At 41.0% G+C, this 22,021-nt stretch carries 21 protein-coding genes; 13 read left to right on the forward strand and 8 right to left on the reverse strand.

From position 1 onward, the window contains the following. Position 1: 1 nt before the first annotated feature. The 7 genes from AC4CU0_RS01715 (at position 2) to rplS (ending at position 6,765) form a co-directional block, all read left to right on the forward strand. Positions 2–3,604 carry a pilus assembly protein gene (locus tag AC4CU0_RS01715; RefSeq protein ID WP_490742325.1) on the forward strand — a complete coding sequence of 1,201 codons (3,603 nt, stop codon included), beginning with the start codon at positions 2–4 and terminating at the stop codon, positions 3,602–3,604. Between the two features lie 2 nt (positions 3,605–3,606). After that, the gene (locus tag AC4CU0_RS01720) at positions 3,607–4,011 is read left to right on the forward strand and encodes a type IV pilin protein (RefSeq protein WP_490742326.1); all 405 of its coding nucleotides are present in this window, start codon (positions 3,607–3,609) and stop codon (positions 4,009–4,011) included. A gap of 11 nt (positions 4,012–4,022) precedes the next feature. Then, a complete protein-coding gene (locus tag AC4CU0_RS01725; protein WP_490742327.1) occupies positions 4,023–4,439 on the forward strand; it encodes a type IV pilin protein in 417 nt (138 codons plus the stop codon). Positions 4,440–4,578: 139 nt separating this feature from the next. Next, positions 4,579–4,836: a 30S ribosomal protein S16 gene (gene rpsP, locus AC4CU0_RS01730; RefSeq protein WP_005013161.1), complete on the forward strand. Its 258-nt coding sequence runs from the start codon at positions 4,579–4,581 to the stop codon at positions 4,834–4,836. Positions 4,837–4,854: 18 nt separating this feature from the next. Beyond that, positions 4,855–5,403, forward strand: coding sequence for a ribosome maturation factor RimM (gene rimM / locus AC4CU0_RS01735; protein ID WP_067762981.1), 549 nt, complete (start codon positions 4,855–4,857; stop codon positions 5,401–5,403). 42 nt (positions 5,404–5,445) lie between these two features. Beyond that, the gene (gene trmD / locus AC4CU0_RS01740; RefSeq protein ID WP_490742328.1) at positions 5,446–6,192 is read left to right on the forward strand and encodes a tRNA (guanosine(37)-N1)-methyltransferase TrmD; all 747 of its coding nucleotides are present in this window, start codon (positions 5,446–5,448) and stop codon (positions 6,190–6,192) included. A 198-nt stretch (positions 6,193–6,390) separates the two neighbouring features. Further along, entirely contained in the window at positions 6,391–6,765 is a 375-nt protein-coding gene (gene rplS, locus AC4CU0_RS01745) for a 50S ribosomal protein L19 (protein WP_067762979.1), read from the forward strand. Positions 6,766–6,829: 64 nt separating this feature from the next. Here the strand turns inward: rplS and AC4CU0_RS01750 are convergent, their stop codons facing one another. From AC4CU0_RS01750 to AC4CU0_RS01770, 5 genes are all read right to left on the reverse strand, one after another. Continuing rightward, positions 6,830–7,789 carry an esterase/lipase family protein gene (locus AC4CU0_RS01750; protein ID WP_490742329.1) on the reverse strand — a complete coding sequence of 320 codons (960 nt, stop codon included), beginning with the start codon at positions 7,787–7,789 and terminating at the stop codon, positions 6,830–6,832. Positions 7,790–8,013: 224 nt separating this feature from the next. Then, positions 8,014–8,979 carry an esterase/lipase family protein gene (locus tag AC4CU0_RS01755; protein ID WP_490742330.1) on the reverse strand — a complete coding sequence of 322 codons (966 nt, stop codon included), beginning with the start codon at positions 8,977–8,979 and terminating at the stop codon, positions 8,014–8,016. 202 nt (positions 8,980–9,181) lie between these two features. Next, on the reverse strand, positions 9,182–10,192 hold the full coding sequence (locus AC4CU0_RS01760) for a lipase family alpha/beta hydrolase (RefSeq protein ID WP_180024310.1): 1,011 nt from the start codon (positions 10,190–10,192) through the stop codon (positions 9,182–9,184). Positions 10,193–10,558: 366 nt separating this feature from the next. Next, positions 10,559–11,539, reverse strand: a complete 981-nt coding sequence (locus AC4CU0_RS01765) for a lipase family alpha/beta hydrolase (protein ID WP_373686027.1) — start codon at positions 11,537–11,539, stop codon at positions 10,559–10,561. Between the two features lie 42 nt (positions 11,540–11,581). Then, the gene (locus tag AC4CU0_RS01770; protein WP_490742331.1) at positions 11,582–12,610 is read right to left on the reverse strand and encodes a lipase secretion chaperone; all 1,029 of its coding nucleotides are present in this window, start codon (positions 12,608–12,610) and stop codon (positions 11,582–11,584) included. 153 nt (positions 12,611–12,763) lie between these two features. Between AC4CU0_RS01770 and truB the strand changes: the two genes are divergently transcribed. From truB to AC4CU0_RS01785, 3 genes are all read left to right on the forward strand, one after another. Continuing rightward, a complete protein-coding gene (gene truB, locus AC4CU0_RS01775) occupies positions 12,764–13,672 on the forward strand; it encodes a tRNA pseudouridine(55) synthase TruB (protein WP_490743445.1) in 909 nt (302 codons plus the stop codon). A gap of 24 nt (positions 13,673–13,696) precedes the next feature. Then, positions 13,697–14,470, forward strand: a complete 774-nt coding sequence (locus AC4CU0_RS01780) for a sulfite exporter TauE/SafE family protein (protein WP_180059151.1) — start codon at positions 13,697–13,699, stop codon at positions 14,468–14,470. Between the two features lie 135 nt (positions 14,471–14,605). Next, positions 14,606–15,067 carry a hemerythrin domain-containing protein gene (locus AC4CU0_RS01785; RefSeq protein ID WP_078192502.1) on the forward strand — a complete coding sequence of 154 codons (462 nt, stop codon included), beginning with the start codon at positions 14,606–14,608 and terminating at the stop codon, positions 15,065–15,067. 82 nt (positions 15,068–15,149) lie between these two features. Here the strand turns inward: AC4CU0_RS01785 and AC4CU0_RS01790 are convergent, their stop codons facing one another. From AC4CU0_RS01790 to serA, 3 genes are all read right to left on the reverse strand, one after another. Further along, entirely contained in the window at positions 15,150–16,028 is an 879-nt protein-coding gene (locus tag AC4CU0_RS01790; RefSeq protein WP_180021550.1) for an EamA family transporter, read from the reverse strand. A gap of 117 nt (positions 16,029–16,145) precedes the next feature. Further along, positions 16,146–17,015 (reverse strand): EamA family transporter, encoded by an 870-nt coding sequence (locus tag AC4CU0_RS01795; protein ID WP_490742332.1) that lies wholly within the window; start codon positions 17,013–17,015, stop codon positions 16,146–16,148. Positions 17,016–17,131: 116 nt separating this feature from the next. Continuing rightward, positions 17,132–18,364: a phosphoglycerate dehydrogenase gene (serA, locus tag AC4CU0_RS01800; protein WP_078192852.1), complete on the reverse strand. Its 1,233-nt coding sequence runs from the start codon at positions 18,362–18,364 to the stop codon at positions 17,132–17,134. Between the two features lie 374 nt (positions 18,365–18,738). Between serA and AC4CU0_RS01805 the strand changes: the two genes are divergently transcribed. The 3 genes from AC4CU0_RS01805 to AC4CU0_RS01815 all read left to right on the forward strand — a co-directional run bounded on the left by AC4CU0_RS01805 (position 18,739) and on the right by AC4CU0_RS01815 (position 21,938). Next, positions 18,739–20,148 carry an FAD-binding oxidoreductase gene (locus AC4CU0_RS01805; protein WP_078189543.1) on the forward strand — a complete coding sequence of 470 codons (1,410 nt, stop codon included), beginning with the start codon at positions 18,739–18,741 and terminating at the stop codon, positions 20,146–20,148. A gap of 192 nt (positions 20,149–20,340) precedes the next feature. Then, the gene (locus AC4CU0_RS01810; RefSeq protein ID WP_180004761.1) at positions 20,341–20,712 is read left to right on the forward strand and encodes a hypothetical protein; all 372 of its coding nucleotides are present in this window, start codon (positions 20,341–20,343) and stop codon (positions 20,710–20,712) included. A 344-nt stretch (positions 20,713–21,056) separates the two neighbouring features. Beyond that, positions 21,057–21,938: a pirin family protein gene (locus AC4CU0_RS01815; protein ID WP_490743446.1), complete on the forward strand. Its 882-nt coding sequence runs from the start codon at positions 21,057–21,059 to the stop codon at positions 21,936–21,938. Positions 21,939–22,021: the final 83 nt, after the last annotated feature.

Genomic DNA, 22,021 nt, shown 5'->3' on the forward strand with positions numbered 1-22,021 from the left:
TATGAAAATTAGCACACAGGTGAAAACAAAATGGATGCAATTTAAAGTATCGGCTTTATCTGCATCAATGACAGCATTAATTGTAAGTAGCATTCCTCATCAGGTTTCAGCTTCCGATATCGATATTTATCAGGCAGGGGGAACGGGTGCGATTAATATTTATTTTATGCTTGATGCTTCTAGTAGTATGTGGAGTAGTACTATAGCTTCGGATTATAAGGCTACTTCTAATAAGAAAATTAATTTCCAAACTTATACGCAAGATGATTCAGCTAAGAATTGGCTGAAAATTACTGAGGTTGGGTATGGGCTAGGGAGCTATGTAAAAGATGGTTCCAAGTATAAAGAATCTCCTGGTGGAAATTACTCTATAGAAGTATTTACTTCAGAACAAAAAGGAATGGGTAAGAAAGATAGATTTAAAGTTTCATCCTCTAAAACAAACTACTCTGTTTGTTCAACTTATGTAGGATTAAGTCATGATAGAAAAATCAATCATGTAGTCAATAATCCTAAAGACGATGATGATGGAAAGGCATTTGAATTTATATATGCTAAAACAGGTCACCCACATTGTGTAGTGAATATTTCGGATTCATATTGGAATTTAAGTAATTCAAATGATAAGAATTATATAAATAAAGTAAAAGAAATTTGTGAACGAGATGAAACAAATAGCAATATTTATTATTGCTTATCACGTTTATCCAATTTAAAAAAAGGTGTGATGCAAGTTGTTTTAGATGAAGCTATAAATGAAGAACACAATTTTGCAGTCGGTCAGTATCCTAAACAATCAAATACAAAAGGTGCTGAAACTAAAATTGGCTTTACTAATCTTGGGACGTTTGCCAGTAAGGCCTTATTTATTGATGCTGTTGAATCAATTGAGAATAAGTCATCAACACCGATTAGTTATGGCTATACAGAGGCAGTATCAAAACTTCAATCTTATACTTCGAGCTCGACTAATACAAAAGCAAGTTGTAGTGGTAATGGGGTCTACTTATTAACAGATGGTGAACCTAATGATACTGGTAGTATTTCCAGCGCTATTAATGGTAAGACAGAAGTAGCCACAACTTATTGGGCGGATCAGTCAAAATCATACTGGAAAAAAATGGCTCAATACGCAATCGATTTACGAGAGGATAAGAAACTAAGAATTAAGACTGCTACAGTAGGATTAGGCGGTGGTTTTTACACTACGGATGACTATGCTCGAAATGGGGTATATGACTGTAGCAAAATTTCAGGTTCAGGTAATTTGGGTCATGACAAGCATCATCAAAATCTCTGTTATGTTGGAACAAAGCAAAAAAATAATGGTATGGGAGGGTTTTATAATGCTCAATCTGCTAAGGACATCGTAGATAGTATCGACCAATTTGTAAATGATGTAACAGAAGATATTGAAGGCACAACTATGGGAACGAGTACTATTCCTGTGGATGCATTAAACCCTACACAACTACAAAATTATTCCTATTTCCCGATGTTCCAACCAATTGTTGGGGGAGATGAACAGTTGTGGGCTGGAAATCTAAAGAAATTTTCGGTTAAAACCAGTAGCGGTACAATCGTAGATCAATTAGATAAGCCTGTATTTAAAGATGGTAAAATTCAAGAAAAATTAAGTGATTACTGGTATGAAAGTGCTGGTAGTCCAGAAGATGACGTTTATATGGCATGGGGTGGTTTGTTAAGCAAGCTGAAAGTACATCATAAACCGCTTCTTGCTAGTTCAGGTTCTTTAGATTTCCAACGCAATGTATATGTAGATGATGGTAGTGACCTAAAGCATGCAGTAACTGGTGTTCTCAATAGCAATTTAAGTTTAAATAATAAACACTATTTATGGGGACTGTTGGGATATTCAAAACTTACTCAAGCGGATTTTAATGCACTAGCAGGAAAATCATTTACTGAGCAAGTAAACTATCTTAAAACTCGAAGCACTGTTCAAGATTTTCAAATGGGTTCCGTCATTCACTCAACACCAATTATGCTGACTCAAAAAGGGGTATTTGAAGAAGCTGATGGTGAATATGGTGTTACTGGTCGAGAAGACTATATTTTAGCTGGAACAACCCAAGGTCTGGTGCAAGTCGTAGATGCAGATACAGGTAAAGAGGTCTTTAGTTTCTTACCAAGCGAGTTTTTAACCCGTACAACAAACAGCCAAGAGAAAGGTTTTGCTGAATCACTGGCAATGGATCGGTTTGCAATTGAAGATAAAGATCAGTTTTTCTATGGTGTTGATGGACCATGGGTAGCCCATACTGAATATGAATATGCCTTGGAAGGAGATAAAGAAATTATGACTGCCAAAAAGCAATATGCTTATGGTGGCCTTCGTATGGGTGGCAGAAGTTATTATGCATTGGATTTAACAGATTTAGGCAAAACCTCTAGCAAACCAAAACTCCTCTTTGCTATTAAACCAGATAATCATATTTCTGGAGCTTTATCTTATATGGGAGAAAGTTGGTCAAAACCAGTCGTCACTTATATTCCTTGGAAAGGCCAGAAGAAGTTAGCCATGATTGTAGGTGGGGGATATGACCGTAAGTATGAGAGTCAAGATGTAACCGGAACCGTTAAAGGAAATGGGATCTATATCTTTGCTGCTGAAGACTATGATACTAATACAAAAGCAGGTTCTTTGTTGTGGTGGGGAAGTAGTAATGCTACCAATAGTACTTCTTCAACGAAGATTGATACTATGACACATAGTATTCCATCACGTGTTAAAGCAGTTGACCGAAACGGTGATGGGATTACAGACCACTTATATGTCGGTGATTTGGGAGGACAGGTCTTCCGTGTTGATTTTAATTCTAAATTAGGTGTAAGCGCTGTTAATACACCATTAGTTCAGCAGGCAGTAAAAATTGCTGATTTAAATAGCAGTGGAAAATATCCACGACGTTTTTATGAAGCTCCTACATTTACAATTCATAAAGATAATAATGGTAAACGGTTTGCAATGGTGACATTGGCTTCGGGGGATCGTAGTAGCCCGTTAAGTACAGAGACTAATTATCCAACAGATTATATTGTCGCAATTAAGGATGATACAGTTACTCAAACAACGGTCACTGCTCCGATAGTAATTACTCTAAATTCTATGCTCGATATAAGTAGTACCTCTACTTTTAATAAAGGAACTCATAAAGGCTGGTTCTATCCGCTGCCTAAGTCAAGTAGTAAACAAGTGCGCGGTATAGAGGAAGGAATAGCAATTGATAATGATCTGTATTATTCAGTGTTTAATCCAGATGCGAGTACAGCGAAAGAAGAGGGTGGAGCAGATGATTGTACGGGTGGTGTAACAGGAAAAAGTATCGCATATAAATTCTGTCTGCCATACGGTGATAAAACTTGTTTCGGAACCACTACATCAAGTAATCCTGAAAAAATTGCTGAATTGGGGGCAGGTATTATTGGTTTGACATTTGGTGCAGGTCGAACACAGGCGAATCATAGAACTCTTATTTTCAATAAAGATGTTAGTCCAGCACCTCCTGAATACGCAGTGTCAGATAAATTGGTGCCTAAGCGTTGGTTTGAATATTTACCATTTAATTCTGGTGGTGAATAGTTATGAAAATCAACAAAGGCTTTACTCTAATAGAGTTAATGATTGTAGTTATTGTCTTGGCGATCTTGGCCGCCATCGCGTTACCAAGCTATCAGGCACAGGTTCGTAAAGGTAATGAAAAGCTTGCTTTGCAACAAATCGCTGATTTGAGCATGGAGCTTGAAAAAGAAAAGACCCGTAATTTTAGTTATGAGGGGCTTGATGGAAAAAATGTCTCAGTCAAATCAGGAAGTAAAGTTTTATATGATGCTACCGTTTCGGCAGGGCTAAGAGAGTGGTCTATCAAAGCATGTGTAGATCAAACTTTGGAGGATGCTAGCTTATACAAGAATTTTGCTTCTAATAGTAAGGGTGCAACATGCGAATGGTTTGATAACTCTTGTACAGTGCCTGCTCAATGTCAATAAGGTGTAGAGACATGAAATTAAAAATAACAAAGGGTTTTACACTGATTGAGCTTATGATTGTCGTGGTAATCCTAGGTATCTTGGCTGCGATTGCTTATCCAGGTTATACGGGGTACCAAGAACGAGGTAAAAGATTAGAAGCGCAGACAGAGTTGTTAGATATAGCACAGCAATTGTCTGCCTATAAGGTTGCTCATGGTAATTATGATAATGCTGCATCAGCTCCATTTATGGTAGCTAAGATTCCAAATAGTGGAACAGAAAATTATGGTTTACAGTTAACGGTGTCAGCGGATAAACATTCTTGGACTTTAGAGGCCATCCCTGCAAATTCCATGGTAAACACAGGCGCCCTTACATTAGATAGTTCTGGCCAGCAATGTTGGGAAAAAACATCAGGTGCTTGTGATCCCTGGGATGGAAAATAAATTCAAAATTGTAGCCAACCCACTTTTTAATCTTTCATTCAGGGCAAATTTCACGTAAAATATTGCCCTCTATGAAAGGGGTTTGAGTTGTATCGATGGTCGGTACAAGGATAATCCGTAAAAACTATAAGGTTCTATCATGGTTGTTATTCGTCTTGCACGCGGTGGTGCTAAAAAACGTCCGTTCTATCAAATCATTGTGACTGATAGCCGTAATGCACGTGACGGTCGTTTCATCGAACGTATCGGTTTCTTCAACCCTACAGCTCAAGGTAAAGCAGAAAAACTTCGTTTAGATGCTGACCGTTTTGCTCATTGGGTTTCTCAAGGTGCTCAACCTTCTGATCGCGTTGCTTCTTTAGCTGCTCAAGCTAAAAAAGCTGCAGCTGCTGTTTAATACGGTAGTAGATTGCCCATGACACCAACACAGAATGTTCCCGAAGATCGTATTCAGATTGGACAGCTACGTTCAGCATATGGATTAAATGGGTGGCTCTGGGTCTATTCCAATACAGAACCTATGAGCAATATATTTGACTACCTGCCTTGGTACATTGAGACCAAAGCAGGTTGGCAAATTGTAGATGTAAAACGCTGGAAACCGCATGGTAAAGGCTTAGTCGTTTCGCTAAAAGGCGTGAGTGATCGCACAGCAGCAGATGGTTTGGTCGGCACCAATGTTTGGATTTCAAAAACTCAGTTGCCTCAAGCAGGTGTAGACGAATTCTATTGGTCAGATTTGAAAGGTCTAACTGTGTTAGGTCTAGATAACGAAGATCAAGAAGTCAATCTCGGTCAAATCCATGAAATGTTTGAGACAGGTGCTAACGATGTGATGGTGGTACGTGCCACTGCCGAAAGTGTCGATAGCGAAGAGCGTATGATTCCATGGCATAAAGATGTGGTACAGCGTGTTGATCTCGAAGCTGGTCGTATCTACGTGAATTGGGGCGTAGATTACTAATCCTTTAAGGATTGACGCAGCAGGAAAATAGAGGAATCTGCGATGTTTTTTGCAGTCATTACGCTTTTTCCTGAAATGTTTGAAGCGATTACAGCGTACGGAATTAGCGGGCGCGCAGCAAAACGTGATCTTGTGCAAGTCCATTGCATCAACCCACGAGAATTTGCTGAAGGGAACTACAAACGAGTGGATGAACGTCCATTTGGTGGTGGTCCAGGTATGGTGATGATGGCTGAGCCTTTAGCAAAGTCAATTCAACGTGCCAAAGAGCTTGCAGCGCAAGCAGGTGCAGTTCATGTTCCTGTGGTGTATATGTCACCGCAGGGCAAAACTCTAAATGAACCGGCAGTACAGCAGTTTGTCGATTACGATGGATTGATTGTGTTATGTGGTCGTTATGAGGGCGTCGATGAGCGCTTAATCCAAAAATATGTTGATCAGGAATGGTCAATTGGGGATTACGTACTCTCAGGCGGTGAACTTCCTGCGATGGTTTTATTAGACAGTATTATTCGACGTTTGCCGAATGCAATGTCTGATGAACAATCACACGTTCAAGACTCTTTTGTGGATGGTCTTTTAGACTGCCCACAATATACTAAGCCAGATCATTTTGAAGGTTTGGATGTGCCTGAGGTTCTTAAATCTGGGCATCATGCAAATATTAAAAAATGGCGGTTTTTGCAGCGTTATCAGCGTACACTTGAGCGCCGACCTGAATTGGTTGAGCAAGTTGAGTTGAGCAAGCAGCAAAAAAAATGGCTCAAAGATTCGCAAATTCAAAAGTAGACTCTATTTCTGAATTTGCAAAATCAGAAGCTTTGCTTCGAACAGATACTTAGAGATGACTTTAAGTATTTTAATTAGGCTCTTAATACATTGAAGTGGTCAAGTATTGAGAGAAAGTTAAACGGGTAACATGCGCTTTAGCCTCTATACCCTGCGATGATCAGACCTCTTCTGACTCGCGTAATCGGAGATACCCCCATGAGCGGTAAACATCCTTTAGTACAAGCTGTTGAAAATGCACAGTTGAAACAAGACATCCCTGCTTTTGCTCCTGGTGACACAGTAGTTGTTCAAGTAAAAGTAAAAGAAGGTGATCGTGAACGTCTTCAGGCATTTGAAGGTGTTGTAATTGCTAAGAAAAACCGTGGTTTGAACTCTGCGTTCACAGTACGTAAAATTTCTAGCGGTTTCGGTGTTGAGCGTGTATTCCAAACTCACTCACCAATCGTTGCTGGTATCGAAGTGAAACGTCGTGGTGACGTTCGTCGTGCTAAACTTTACTACCTACGTGAATTGTCTGGTAAAGCTGCACGTATTCGTGAAAAGTTACCTGCTCGTAAAGTTAAAGCTTAATTTTAAGTTTTAATGAGTGAAAAAAATGCGCCTTTTGGCGCATTTTTTATGCAAGAAAGAAAAGTTATAAACCTTGAAGTTTCAAACGATTGGCATGTTGACGGTAGACTGAAACAGGGTCTGGTGCAAATAAGCCTTTCAAGCCTAATACTTGATTGACTTCATCGAAATGGTTCCACTTATAATTATCACGGATGGTTTTACCCAATTTACTGCTGCATTGGCTCACTAAGCCATCGTTCGGTTGTCCGCTAAATGCAATTGGCCCCATTGCGGTAAAGATCGTGTCTGGATCAAGTAAGTTGGTGGTGTTGGAAATACCTGTCCATGAATAGAAGCTAATGCCATTGGCAACACTTGGGCCATCAGCACATTTAGTTGCAGGCATACCGAGTGGAAATTTTGCATTAAAGGCTTTCACACCCGGTTGAGACATACTGTAGATCGAAGCTTTAAAATTTGAAGGCAGATTGGACTGCTGGGCGAAGTTAATCACTGGGGTCATTAATGCATCCATAACAGTCGCTAATACGCCATTTAAAATCGGCACACTCTGTACTAAATCCGCCACAGGTGAACCGTCATTGGTGCCTGCAACTGTACTGACAGAGGCAACCAAATCAGGTCGTACACCAGCAATATATCGAGTCGTAGGACCACCATGTGAATGACCAATTAAATTCACTTTGTGTTTGCCTGTAATTGCAACCACTTGTTCAACTTGGTCTAACAGTTGTTCACCGCGAACTTCAATGGATTCCAATGGGGAGATTTGAGTAGCAAAGGCCGTTGCCTTATGGCTTGCCAAATCGGGGAGAACTTGATACCAATAATCTAGACCAAAAACGGCAGCGCCTAAGCGGTTAAAACCAAACATCCCGTGTACAAACACTAGGGGGTATTGGGTTTCAGCATAATTGTCGATGACTTTTTTAGTGGTCGCTTGCTGTATACCCAATGCAGCATGCGTTTGGGTCACTGCCATACTTGCAAGGAGCGTGGCGCAGAGCAATTTTCCTTTCATTTTTCATTCCTTTCTTTTTGTTTTGGTATTCAAACTGTGATTTAGTTCAGTTTGGAAATAGACAAACTCGTCTATTTGACAATTTTTATTGTCATTAAGGATTATAAAAAAAGGAAAGTAGAATGTGCGAACTAATCGATGGAATGAGGATGATTTTGTAAATTGATTTATGAAAATATCATTAAACCCTGAATTTACAGGGTTTAATGTATAGCTTTACTAAATTATAAACCTTGAAGTTTTAAACGATTGGCATGTTGACGATAAACATCGACAGGATCTGGTGCGAACAACGCTTTGAGACCAAGCACTTGGTTGACTTCATCTAAATGGTTCCAGTTGTAGTTATCACGAATGGTTTTACCAAATTTGGCACTACAGCGTGATACGAGGCCATCATTGTCTTTTCCGCCATCGATCAGTAATGCGGTCACTTTTAGTGCTGAGTCTAAATCTAAAATATTGGTGATTTGGCCAATGCCTGTAAATGAATAGTTGTAAATGCCTTTTTCCACGCTATTGCCATCAGCACAATTGGATTTAGGCAAGCCCAGAGGGAATGCGGCATTGTACTTTGCAGAACCCGCTAGCGTTAAACTTGAACCACCTGCCAATGCGTCATGAGGATAAGTCGTTGGATCTAGACCTTGCGCCCAAACAATGGCTTTAGAGACAAAATTCACAGCTCCGACTAAGGGTGCTTCGACAGCGGTGCCTTCAGCTTTTAAAATTAAGTCTGCTACAGGGGAGCCTTGATGAGGTCCTGCAACACTGGTTAATGAAGCAACTACATCTGGGCGAACACCGGCAATATAACGAATCGTTGGTCCACCATGACTATGTCCAATCAAATTCACCTTATCTGCACCGGTGAGTGCTCGGATTTCAAGGACCTGTTGTAAAAGTTGTTCGCCACGTACTTCGGTGGAGTTAAACGGCGATACGCGCGTTGCCCAGACATTTGCACCATTTCGGGCAAGATCAGGAAGGATTTGATACCAATAGTCGAGTCCAAATGAGTCCGTACCAACGGTAATAAAACCACCCATACCATGGTTAAATACGATTGGATATTTGGTCTTTGCATAGCTAGAACTGGCTTTGGCGGTGACTTGGGTTGCTTGCGAGGCAGATACATTACCGATGCACGTAGCTGCAATTAAACCTGCTAAAAATGGTCCGTATTTCATGAGCGATCCTCAATGTATTATTGTTTTGTGACAATATTTATTGTCATTTCTAATAAAGCAATAAAGATCACCTGTTGCAAATTGAAAAAGATTAACTGTGACGCTAAATGTAACAAAATGAAAGAGCATGATTTATCAGATCGATTAAAGTAAATAAGAGGGCCGAAGCCCCCTTATTGCATTTAAATTTCAACGATAAGAATTAAAGTCCTTGCAGTTTTAAACGGTTTGCATGTTGACGGTACAGCGCCACAGGATCTTGTGCAAATAGCCCTGTTAAGCCAAACATCATATTGGCTAAATCGGTATGGTTAAGTTTGTAGCTATCGTTAATGACTTTACCGATATAAGCACTACAACGTGCAACCATACCGTCATTGTCTTTATTGCCATAAGACAATGGCCCGAGTTGCATTAGGATCGTGTCGATATCAAGTAAATTCGTGGTTTGCGCAACACCGGTCCATGAATAGTATTGAATGCCTTTGCTGTCGACTTGCTTTAAGTTCTTACTGCAATTTTCTGAAGATGCCAAAACACCGTCAGCTACAGCAGATTTTGCAACCGTACTGTTAAATGCAGCAGAACCTGTTTGTGATAATGATTTCATAGAAGCATCGAAATCAATTTCAAGCTCTGGTTTTGCCTGACCTAAAGCAATCAGTGGGCCGACAATATAATCACCTAAAATATTGAAGGCAGTACGAGAAAGTGAGTTGCCTTGAATATCATCCGCTACTTTAGAGCCGTGATAGGTACCTGCAACACCTGTAATAGACGCAATGTACTGTGGTTTTGTTTGAGCAACATACAATACAGTTGGACCACCATGAGAGTGACCAATTAAGTTAAGTTTTGGTTTCCCTGTAATAGCCAAAACATCTTCAACTTGTGCAATTAACTGCTCGCCACGATGTGCTGTGGTATTTGCAGGAGATAATTGCGCTGCGAATACGGTTGAGCCATTTCGTGCCATATCTGGCAAGATTTGGTACCAATAATCCAGTCCAATGGTGTCGGTACCGATACGTGACCAACCGAGCCAACCATGCACCATTAAAATTGGATATTTGGTTTTTGCGTAGTCAGATTTTGCCGTTTCCTTCACCTGGAGGGCGCTAGGCGCAGCTTGAGTGCTTGCCGATATACTCATCGCTAAGCCTGCAACTGCAGCTACAGAGGCCATCTTGGCCGTGTTTACTAAAGATCGCATAAATGTTCCTTGATCTGATGTTGTTTTTATTACTTTTTAATAATGAAAATACTCTCTGTTTTTAAGCAACATCTTTGTGATTGGCTAGGCCATATCTTTGATTTTAGAGAGTTTGAATAGACAAAGATGCCTTGTCATTTTTTCATGCTCGGTTTGAAATTCCATGTCATTTTAGGACATGGACGGCGTTGAGGTGACAAGTATATTTATATACATTCGTTTTTTATTTTTATCGTTTATTTTAGTTGTTATCATTTAAGAACTTATTGAATTAAATTGTTTAATGCGTACAAATAAAAAAATTGTAAACAAAAAAGGACGTCCAAAGACGTCCTGTTCAGTGCTGAAAGGGAACTAACTTTTGAGTTAAAGTCCCTGTAATTTTAAACGATTGGCATGTTGGCGGTAGAGCGCAACTGGGTCAGGTGAAAATAGGCTGCGTAGACCAAAGACCATATTCACTTCATCTAAGTGGTTGTGATTGTAGTCGTCACGGATCACTTGTCCGATGTGAGTACTACAGCGTCCAACCAAACCGTCATTGTCACGATTTCCATAGGCCAAAGGGGCAAGCTGACTAATGACCGTATCTAATACATCTAATACATTCGTGGTTTGCGCTGTGCCAGTCCATGAGTAGTAATACACGCCATTGTCGACTTTGGCACCCGATTGATTACAGTTCGCTGCTAGTGCTGCGGTTGGAAATTTTGCATTAAATTCAGCCGAACCTTTTTCACTGATCGCGGTAAGTGATGCATCAACACTGTTAGGTAGACTAGAGTTGCCCTCAGCCCAAGTAATAATCGGTGCTAAGAGTTGATCGCCAAGGACCCCAAAGACTGAGTTAATAGTTTTATTCGCTTGGATTTTATCTGCGACTAGAGAGCCACGATAAGTGCCTGCAACCCCAGTCACCGAAGCCACATATTCAGGTTTGATCGCTGCAATGTAGCGAGTTGTCGGTCCACCATGTGAATGACCAATGAGGTTCACTTTAGGTTGGCCAGTCAGGGCAAGGACTTCTTCGACTTGAGAGAGCAATTGCTCACCCCGAACTTCTGTCGACTCTAGCGGAGAAACTTGGGCAGCAAAGGTATTGGCACCGTTGCGAGCTAAATCTGGCAAAATTTGATAAAAATAATCCATGCCAAAGCTGTCAAAACCAATGCGAGTAAACCCGAACATACCATGGGTAAACACAATCGGATATTTGGTCTTGGCATAGTTTGCCGAGCTGTTGGCGGTGACATGTTGGAGTCCTGCCGCCGCTTGGGATTGTGTGCTGGCAATCACTGCTGATGCAGCGATGATTGCGCATAAAAGAGCTTGTGGTTTTTTCATCATTTCATCCTGAAATTGAAGTTGTTTTTAAATTGTTGTTTGCAGTTATTCTGCGAAAGGTAATTTTCCACCTTGATCATGTACAGATTCAAAGGTACTGACGCGGAGCTGATCTTCCTTCGATTTAAAATGTTGATTACGGAGTTGCTGCACCGCTTGTTGTTTAGCACTGTCACTCATATTGCTTTTCACAATGCTGTCACGCTCTGTGAGGTATTGATTTACGCTAGATTTCCAAGAGCTGCGCTGGCTGTCTAGATTTTCAAGGCGCTGAGTGGCTTCTGGACCAACTAAATTTAACCGCATTTGATGGATTTCTTCGCTTGAACCACCACGGGCTTTAATGTCCGCTGTGAGTTTGCGTAAATCTTCAAGTTTATTGATTTGTTCCAGATTTTCTTTCCAGTCTTCTGGGAGTTCATCAAACAGGGCTTTTAGTTTTTTGGCTTTTTCAGACTCAGACAGTTTTTTGTCATTCACCACTTCCATGCGTTTCAGCGTGTATTCGTGATAGGTATTTTCCTTGCCAAATAAACCTTCAATTTCATAATCAGAAAAGAACTGTTTTCTTAAATTTTGTGTGCTGCTGTAGATCGAGCGATAATATTGTGGAGATTCTTTGTCGTCACTTGGTGGCTGTAAATTACCTAATTGTTCACGATATTTCATATAGCGATCCCACAAATCATAAATTTGGGACAGCGCCGGTTCTTTATGACCTTGTGCAATGTAGGCTTTAAAATCCTTTTTGATTTGATCTATCGACTTTTCACCATATTGAGTGATGAAATATTCAAAACAATTCCGTGTTTGTTCGTTCACGATCAGACGGTTTGAACCATCCATACTGATTTGACAGTTAACTTCCGTGTCTTGTTGACTTGGACTGAGCAGTGAAGAACCGCTTGTGGCTTGTGCTGTAGCATTTTCGCCCTGAGCTAAAGGCGTATTTTGTTGTTGAATCGATTGATCTGAAGGATCATTTTGTGATGTTTTTGGCGCAAGCCAATACATGAATGCGGCTGCCGCAATAACCACAATGGCTAAAATCAGCCAGAGTTTATTTTTTTGCATATCCCAATGCACCTTTATTCCGTTTTAATTGTTTTATGAGTTCTAAATGTGAACTCAATATGACATAAAAGAATGATAAAAACATAGAAAAGTTGTAAACGCTTAGCATGGATTGATACCATGGCGCAGTTCTCTTTTTGCCCTATTTTAGTCATGAAAAAAGCTTCTCCTAAGATTCAGCGTCGTCCAGTACATGGTGTATTTTTATTAAATAAGCCTTTGGGCATTAGCTCGAATGCTGCATTACAAAAAGTGCGTTGGTTGTATCGAGCACAAAAAGCAGGACATACAGGTGCGCTAGATCCATTAGCCTCAGGTTTATTACCGATTTGTTTGGGTGAAGCGACTAAGTTTTCACATTTCTTGCTCGACTCGACCAAGCGTTATCAAACCACGGTCTTTTTAGGACACAGCACCACGACGGGTGATGTGGAGGGTGAGGTACTGATGGAACAAGCCGTACCTGTTTTGACGGAAGCCACGATTCAGCAGGTGTTGGCACAGTTCGTGGGAGATATTCAACAAACTCCACCGATGTATTCTGCGCTGAAAAAAGAAGGTCGCCCGCTGTACGAGTTGGCGCGTAAAGGCATAGAAATTGAGCGTGAAGCACGTCCAATTTCGATTTATGCCATCGAGTTATTATCATTTAGTGAGAATAGTATTACACTCGACATCACCTGTTCCAAAGGCACATATATTCGTGTTTTAGGCGAAGATATTGCCAAAGCATTGGGTACTTTTGGACATTTGACCTATCTACACCGTACGCAAACAGGGCATTTTGATCTCAATCCAACTTACACTATTGAATATTTAGAGAGTCTGACCGAAGCTGAGCGTGAAGCATTATTGCTGCCGGTGTATTCACCTGTCGATCATTTCTGCAAAGTGCAAGCGCCGGAAGGTCGAGCTGAATATTTTAGTCGTGGAATGGAAAGTAATATTGAGCATGCTGCGGAAGCGCAGGTTTTGGTATTTGATGGTGAGCGTTGTTTAGGGCTGGCTGAAATTACAGACCGTAAACGTTTGGTGCCTAAGCGTGTGTTAAATCTAGAGTAGCTGATACAGCATTGAAGACTTCTTATGGACTTTGAAATTATTTTAAGCCTCTTATTTTTTGCATTTTTTGCCGGTGCAATTGATGCAGCAGTGGGGGGCGGAGGATTAATTCAAATTCCAGCCATTATGAATGCCATGCCGCACTTATCTCCAGCGACTGTATTTGGCACCAATAAGTTGTCTTCGATTTTTGGTACAGCGTCAGCTTCCTATTCTTTTTTACGCCAAGTCAAACTCCGTTGGAAATTACTTGCGGTCATTGCAAGCTGTGCATTTGTTGCCTCCTTTGTGGGAGCAGCCTGTGTATCAATGATTCCAAAAGAAGTCTTACGTCCTTTCGTTTTGGTTATGTTGATCGTGATTGCGATTTATACCTTTGCCAAAAAACAATTTGGTCAGGTGCATGTACGCCAAGAACTGACTCCTAAAATCCTCGGTTTTGCCGCTATTGGTAGTCTGGTGATTGGCTTTTATGACGGCATCTTTGGACCGGGTACGGGCAGTTTCTTTATTTTCTTTTTTATTCGTTATCTACAAGCAGACTTTTTACATGCCTCTGCTTTGTCAAAAGTCGCCAACTTAACCACCAACCTTGCAGCACTGAGTTTTTTTGCGCCCACTGGCCATGTGTTATTTGCGATAGGCTTAATGATGGCTGTAGCAAATATTTTAGGCTCGATCGTTGGTGTACGTGCGGCAATTAAATACGGTAGTGGCTTTATTCGAATTCTATTTTTGATTTTGGTGAGTATTTTGATTGTACGGTTGGGTTATCAAACCTTTACGGGACAAGCTTAAAACAAATCTTAACAGAGCGTTGCTGAATTCTGTCGCTGAAATGATTAGTATGAAAATAAGCGACTCGTTTGAGTTGTGGATAATAATTAAATTTCATAATACACAATTAGCTAAGCATCAGAGGTCATCACTACAATGAATATATTTGAAGCTTTACGCCAAAGTCATGAAAAGCAACGTGAACTTGCTGAAAAACTCATTCAAACATCAGGGGATACACCTGAGCGTCGAGATTTATTTGAGCTGCTCAAAAATGAGTTATTTGCTCATGCTGTTGGCGAAGATCGTTATTTTTACATCCCGTTAATGATGACTGATTCAGGCTTAAACATCACCCGTCATGCATTGGCGGAACATCATGAGATGGATGAATTATTAGAGCAACTGACGGAAACTGAATTTAGTAATCCAGGTTGGTTGGCGATTGCGAAAAAATTATCTGAAACGGTACATCATCATTTGCAGGAAGAAGAACATGGCTTTTTTCAGCAAGCAGGTAAAATCTTAGATGAAAAACAAAAGGAAAGTTTAGCCAAACAATATTTGGCAGAATATAAAAAATACAAGAAGGCGGATAAAGACAGTTTGACGGGATAAATATTAGTGAGTTTTGAGGACAAATTCCAAATTAAAAAAGACGGCAGAGGCCGTCTTTTTATTTCAGCGATAAAGATGAAAATTAGTTTGATCCGCTAGTCGTTGTAGTGCGAGAGGAGCGCATTGTCACCCCGACCGAGGCAAGCATAATACACACCAAAGCAAGCCATTGCCCTATATTAATGCGTTCCCCCAATACCACCATACCCGTAATGGCTGCCAAAGCAGGTGAGATACTCGACAATGTACCATAACTCAGCTTGCTTAGAATCTTCAACGCTTTGAGGTCAAGGGCATAAGGTATGGCTGTAGCTAAAATCGCAATCAACAAGGCTTTAGGCCAATATTGCGTATCCAATAAAGCTGATGCGTTGTTATAGAGGCCGATGGGTAATAAGGTCAATGCCGATAAACTAATGGCGATGGTCAGTGCATGCATACCAATATTTTGGTGTACCACTTTTTGTCCAAAGTAAATATAGAATGCCCAACATAGCCCCGCAGTTAAGGCACAAGCTGCTCCAAATATTGAGAAATTACCACTTTGAGCTTGTCCCCAAGGTACCATCAGCGCAATCCCTAAGATCGCCAAAAACACCCAAATATAGTCACTACGATTTTTAATAGATAATAATGCCAGACCCAAAGGGCCAATAAACTCGAGTCCTACGGCAATGCCTTGAGGGAGTTTGCCCAGTGACATATAGAACAAGACATTCATGAGGCACAGTGCTGCGCTATAGCAGAGCAGATCACGCCATTTTAAAAACGACAGTCGTTTTAAAATGTGCCATGAACGAAACATTAAACAAATAATAATTGAAGCAAAACAGAGTCGTAAAATGGTCACGCTCAGTGGGTCTAGTACCAAAAACAGTTGTTTGGCAAAGGAAGCACTGATCTGATAGGAGATCATGGAGAGCACCATGAAAACAACAGCGAGAAGTTGTGAATTTGGCATGCGGCACACAGTTGTTGGGCGGTGTTGAGCCCTATTTTTGAGTCAGTACAGTATAGCGGTTAATGCTGACAGTTGAGTGAATTTTAACATTTGATCAAATCATGATGGATTTTGAATTTAAATGACTTTGGCTTTTTGCGTGGTATAGGTACACCCAATCGATGCACAGATGATGACAGCAAGGGCTAACCACTGGGTCCACAGCAATTGTTCATTTAAGAAAACAAAACCAGAGAGTGCTGCAATTGCAGGTTCTAGGCTCATGAGTGTACCGAAACTCAGCGCAGTCATGTTACGTAGCGCAATCATTTCTAAAGTAAAAGGTAAAGCACTGGCTAAGGTCGCAAGTGCAATAAAATACAGCAGACTACTTGGCTCAAACGCCTGTGCCGGCATACCTGCAAAGATTGCGATGGGCATCAAAACACACATGCCGACGAACATGCCTAAGCAAACGGTATGATTGCCTGAGACCCCTGATGGTTTTTGACCTGCCACGATATAGAGTGCCCAACACGCACCTGCACCGAGGGCAAGTAAGATCCCAATTGGGTCAAGACGTTGTGCAGCTTGGTCAAAAGGAAAAAGTAGGATAAGGCCTAAAATAGCCAGTCCGACCCAAATAAAATCAAATTTTCGGCGTGCAGCAAATAGTGCGACACTGAGCGGACCAATAAATTCAAAAGAGACGGCAATGCCGAGAGGTAGGCGATCAATGGACAAGTAAAATAGCATATTCATGCCTGCAAGAGCACAGCCATAACTGATAATCGCAGACCATTTGACTTGTTTAAAATTGATCTGCCAAACTTTAAAAATGATCGCCAAGATTAATGCACCGAGCAGTAAACGCATCGCGGACACGGTCAGGATGGGAAACTGACCAAACAGGTATTTGGCAAAGGAACCGCTGCTTTGCATGCTGATCATGGCAATAAGCAAGATCAGCGGTGCTTGGACAGCCGGTGCAACTTTAAAATTTGGCATAAACTAAATTTTTTCGATGACTCGAAGAGCGGGAGAGTGGCACTAGCCAGATTTTAAAATTTTATAACAATAAAAAAACCACAGCCCGAAGGCTGTGGCTTCAGAGTCTAATGCGATTAGAACAATACGCGAACTCGGATTGTACCTTCAACTTCGTGAAGTGTATCCAATGCTTCTTTAGAAGCAGTTGCATCAACGTCCATCACAAGATAGCCCACATCGCCTTTTGTCATTAATGACTGACCAGAGATGTTGATACCGTGTTCAGCAAACAAGTTGTTGATTTTTGAAAGAACGCCTGGCACGTTTTTGTGGATATGAAGTAAACGGTGTTTGCCTTCAGTCAACGGTAACGCGATTTCTGGGAAGTTCACTGCAGATAAAGTCATACCTTTATCAGAGTAAGCAACGAATTTTTCAGCCACTTCTAGACCGATGTTCGCTTGCGCTTCCATTGTTGAACCACCCACGTGAGGAGTCAAAATCACATTGTCTAAGCCACGAAGTGGAGAAACGAATTCTTCACCGTTTGCTTTCGGTTCTTTAGGGAATACGTCTACAGCAGCACCAGCAATATGACCAGATTTGATTGCATCAGCAAGATCTTCAATGATGACACATGTACCACGTGCAGCATTGAGGAAGATTGCGCCTTCTTTCATTTGAGCAAATTGGTCTTTGCCGAAGAAGTTGCGAGTTGATGGAACGTCTGGAACGTGTAGAGATACGACGTCTGCATTGGCAAGAAGTTCACCCATAGAACCGACTTGACGTGCATTACCCATTGGAAGTTTAGTTACAGCATCGTAATAAATTACGTGCATACCTAAACTTTCAGCAAGTACAGAAAGTTGCGAGCCAATCGAACCGTAACCAACAATACCTAAAGTTTTACCACGAGTTTCAAATGAACCAACTGCAGACTTGTTCCAACCACCACGGTGAGTTGAAGCAGATTTTGCAGGAACACCACGAAGTAATAGAATCGCTTCAGCAAGTACTAGTTCAGCAACTGAACGCGTATTTGAGTATGGTGCGTTAAATACTGGAATACCGCGAATCATTGCAGCATTTAAGTTCACTTGGTTTGTACCGATACAGAAACAACCCACAGCAATCAGTTTGTTCGCCGCTTCAAATACTTCTTCAGTTAATTGAGTACGTGAACGAATACCAATGAAGTGAGCATCTTTAACCGCTTCTTTCAACGCTTCACCCTCAAGCGCAGTTTTACGGTAGTCAATGTTGGTGTATCCAGCAGCATTTAGAGTGTCGATTGCGTTTTGGTGAACGCCTTCTAACAACAAGAAACGAATTTTATCTTTAGGTAAAGAAAGATGTTGGCTCATTACGGCTCCGCTACAAAGGCCAAATTTAGTGCGCATATAATAGCATAGGAAGTCGCCCGATATACATTTCCTTTATGACCGACGTCATGGCTATTTTGGCGAATGATGAGTCAATATTTTTTAGATTTGATCTAAATTAACTTGGTCATATTCCTCGTGACATTTTGAAATCACGTTTTTCTTTGGGTTTTGTCAAAAAAAGCTCAGTTATAGCTTATAATGGTGCCGCTCAAAATCATCATGACCAATTCCCTGACATTTTGATGCGCTCTGTTTCAGGCTTTTTCCCTTGAAATATGCGTTACCGCAGTTTTGACTGAATGAAGTCTGGACCTTTAAAAAAACTTGTTTACTTCTTGCAAGGTCTGAAAACGATGAATGCTCCAGTCGCTTTAACCCCAGAGTTATTGACCCAATTGACCGCTATTGTTGGCGAAAGCCGTATTAAAACAGATGCGGATAGTCTCCAAAATTGGGGTCGTGACCATACTAAGCACTTCGATCCAAACCCGTCGGTCGTCGTTTTCCCTTCAAGCACAGAACAAGTTCAACAGATTGTAAAACTTGCGAACCAATTTAATGTAGCGATTACCCCAAGTGGCGGTCGTACAGGTTTGTCTGCGGGTGCTGTGGCTGCTAACGGTGAAATCGTGGTAAGCATGGACAAGATGAACCAAATCTTGGAATTCTTTCCAGCTGACCGTATGGTTCGCGTACAAGCAGGTGTAGTGACTGAACAACTTCAGAACTATGCTGAAGAACAAGGCATGTATTACCCAGTCGATTTTGCATCTTCAGGTTCATCTCAAATTGGCGGCAACATTGGTACCAATGCAGGTGGTATTAAAGTGATTAAATACGGCATGACTCGTAACTGGGTATTGGGCATGACTGTGGTTACAGGTAAAGGTGACATCCTGCGCTTGAACAAAGGCATGATCAAAAACGCGACTGGTTATGCACTTCAACACTTATTTATTGGTGGTGAAGGTACGCTAGGTTTAGTGACTGAAGCTGAAATCAAACTTGAACGTCAACCCCATGACTTACAAGTGTTGGTTCTCGGTGTGCCTGATTTTGATGCGATTATGCCTGTTCTACATGCCTTCCAAAAGAAAATCGACCTGACTGCATTTGAGTTCTTTGGTGAGCTTGCAATGCAAAAAGTATTGGACAATGGTCATGTACAACGTCCATTTGAAACACCATGTCCGTTCTATGTTTTACTTGAGTTTGAAGCACCATTTGAACCGATCATGGATGCGGCAATGGAAATCTTTGAACATTGCATGGAACAAGGTTGGGTACTGGATGGCGTGATGAGCCAAAGCTTAGACCAAGTACATAGCTTATGGCGTTTACGTGAAGACATTTCAGAGTCAATCGCACCATTTACACCATACAAAAATGACATCTCAGTTTTGATTACACATGTTCCTGCATTTATTAAAGAAATTGATGCAATTGTGGAAGCGAACTACCCAGACTTTGAAATTTGCTGGTTCGGTCATATTGGTGATGGTAACTTGCACTTAAATATTTTGAAACCTGCGGATTTAAGTAAAGATGAATTCTTTGCAAAATGCCAAGTGGTAAACAAATACGTATTTGAAACTGTGAAAAAATATGACGGTTCAATTTCAGCAGAACATGGCGTGGGTATGACTAAAAAGCCTTACCTCGATTACACACGTTCAGCAGAAGAAATTGAATATATGAAAGCATTGAAAAAAGTATTCGATCCAAATGCGATTATGAACCCAGGTAAATTGTTCGATCTTTAATTTTTTTAAGACGTACTAGAACGCATCTTCGGGTGCGTTTTTTTATGGCTATAGCAAGCCTTTTTAGCCGCACATGGATGAGAGATAGCCCGTTGATTTTGTGGAGTGAGGTACTTCTTTTACATTGCTTAAATAGTGTTTTGGACAAATGTTCGGCATGATAGGGCTGAATAATAAATTTGAGTTGCTTCTATGTATCGTTTAATTGCTGTGTCTGCATTGTGTGTGGGGATGTTGGCGGGTTGTGCGACAACGCAGAAAATTGTGTCTAAAGTCGGTTCTTCTGCTACACCACTCGATCAGGTATTAAAAGAACGTCCTGATTTGCGTAAAGAGCTGTCGACTGTGGAAATTCGTCAGTACTTTAACCGTGTCGAGTCGCCAAATGCGGGGCAAGTGAAAGTGACTGAAACGGGTTTAATGGATGATTCGGTGAAATCGGTTCGTACCATTTATAGTTTTAGATTGGTGGATGGTGACTGGCAGCGTGTAAATACGCAAAAGGAATATCAGTGCCAACGTGGTAAAAATACCAAGACTTTCCAATCGGCGAAGTGTCCTTAAATTATAAAAAGTTAAGGTCTAAATTTCTTACTAAATATTCAGCATGACGGGGTCCTTTCATTTTAAATTCGATGATTGGAGCTCGTATCTACTTTTGTTTCGGCAAAAGTAGCAAAACCATCTTTCATCCGCAAAACTCGTCAAATACCATCTTCAATTGTGTAGGTCGCAGAAACTTTACATATTGAATGTGTCCTGACTCGGACAGTTGCGGATGAGTTTCCGCGTATCTTAATTTTCATCCTAAACATAGAATATTCAATCCTAAAAATATTCTCGTGAGTTCGTATAGTTTTTAATAATATTGAATCGAATTCAAATCATGATCAGATTTCAAATTTATGATGAAAACCCTCGCTTTTATTCACGTCAATGACTCAGGCTCACCTGTCGGTGACTTTGCACCAGTGACTTCAGTATTTTCCCATTATGAACTGGGAAATACCGTTTCGCCATTTTTATTGCTCGACCATTTAGGGCCTGGGGTGCTGAAACCAACCAAACTGAAAAAAGGCGTATTGGAACATCCACATCGAGGATTTGAAACCGTCACATTAGTGTTTAAAGGCGAACTCGAACATCATGATACGACTGGCGGCGGTGGCGTCATTGGTGAGGGCGATGTGCAGTGGATGACTGCTGCTTCAGGCATTCAACACGAAGAAGTCTTTAGCCAAGCCTTTGCACAGCAGGGCGGAGCATTTGAAATCTTGCAACTTTGGGTCAACTTGCCTGCCAAAGATAAAATGAATCCTGCACGCTATCAGAGCTTAGCCAAAACCAGTATTCCTGTAGTGGATTTAGTAGATAATGCAGGTTATGTACGGATCATTGCCGGGCAATATTTAACAGCACACGGCCCTGCAGAGACACATACACCTATGCAAGTATTTGATGCCTTTGTCAGAGCCAATCAAAGTATCACACTACCTGCACAGGAAGGGGATACCACGCTGGTGTATTTACGCTCAGGCAAACTAAAATTTACTGAAACAGATGAACCGTTAAATGCACAGCATATGGCAGTCATGTCGAGCCAAGGAGAAAATGTCGAATTGACGGCAGTCGAAGATAGCCACATATTGTATTTATCGGCGCAGCCTTTAAATGAACCCATCTATGGGCGAGGCTATTTTGTGATGAATCATTTTGCAGAAGTCATGCAAGCCTATGAGGACCTAAAACAAGGTCGCTTTATCCAAAAAGCAGACAATGAAAAACCATAAAAGCGGTAGTTTAAAAAGACCAATACAACGCCAGCAAACACTGTTAAAATAGTCGGACTCAAACCGACAGATCGGTTCGTTGA

The sequence above is a fragment of the Acinetobacter sp. LipI_15 genome, assembly GCF_058242865.1.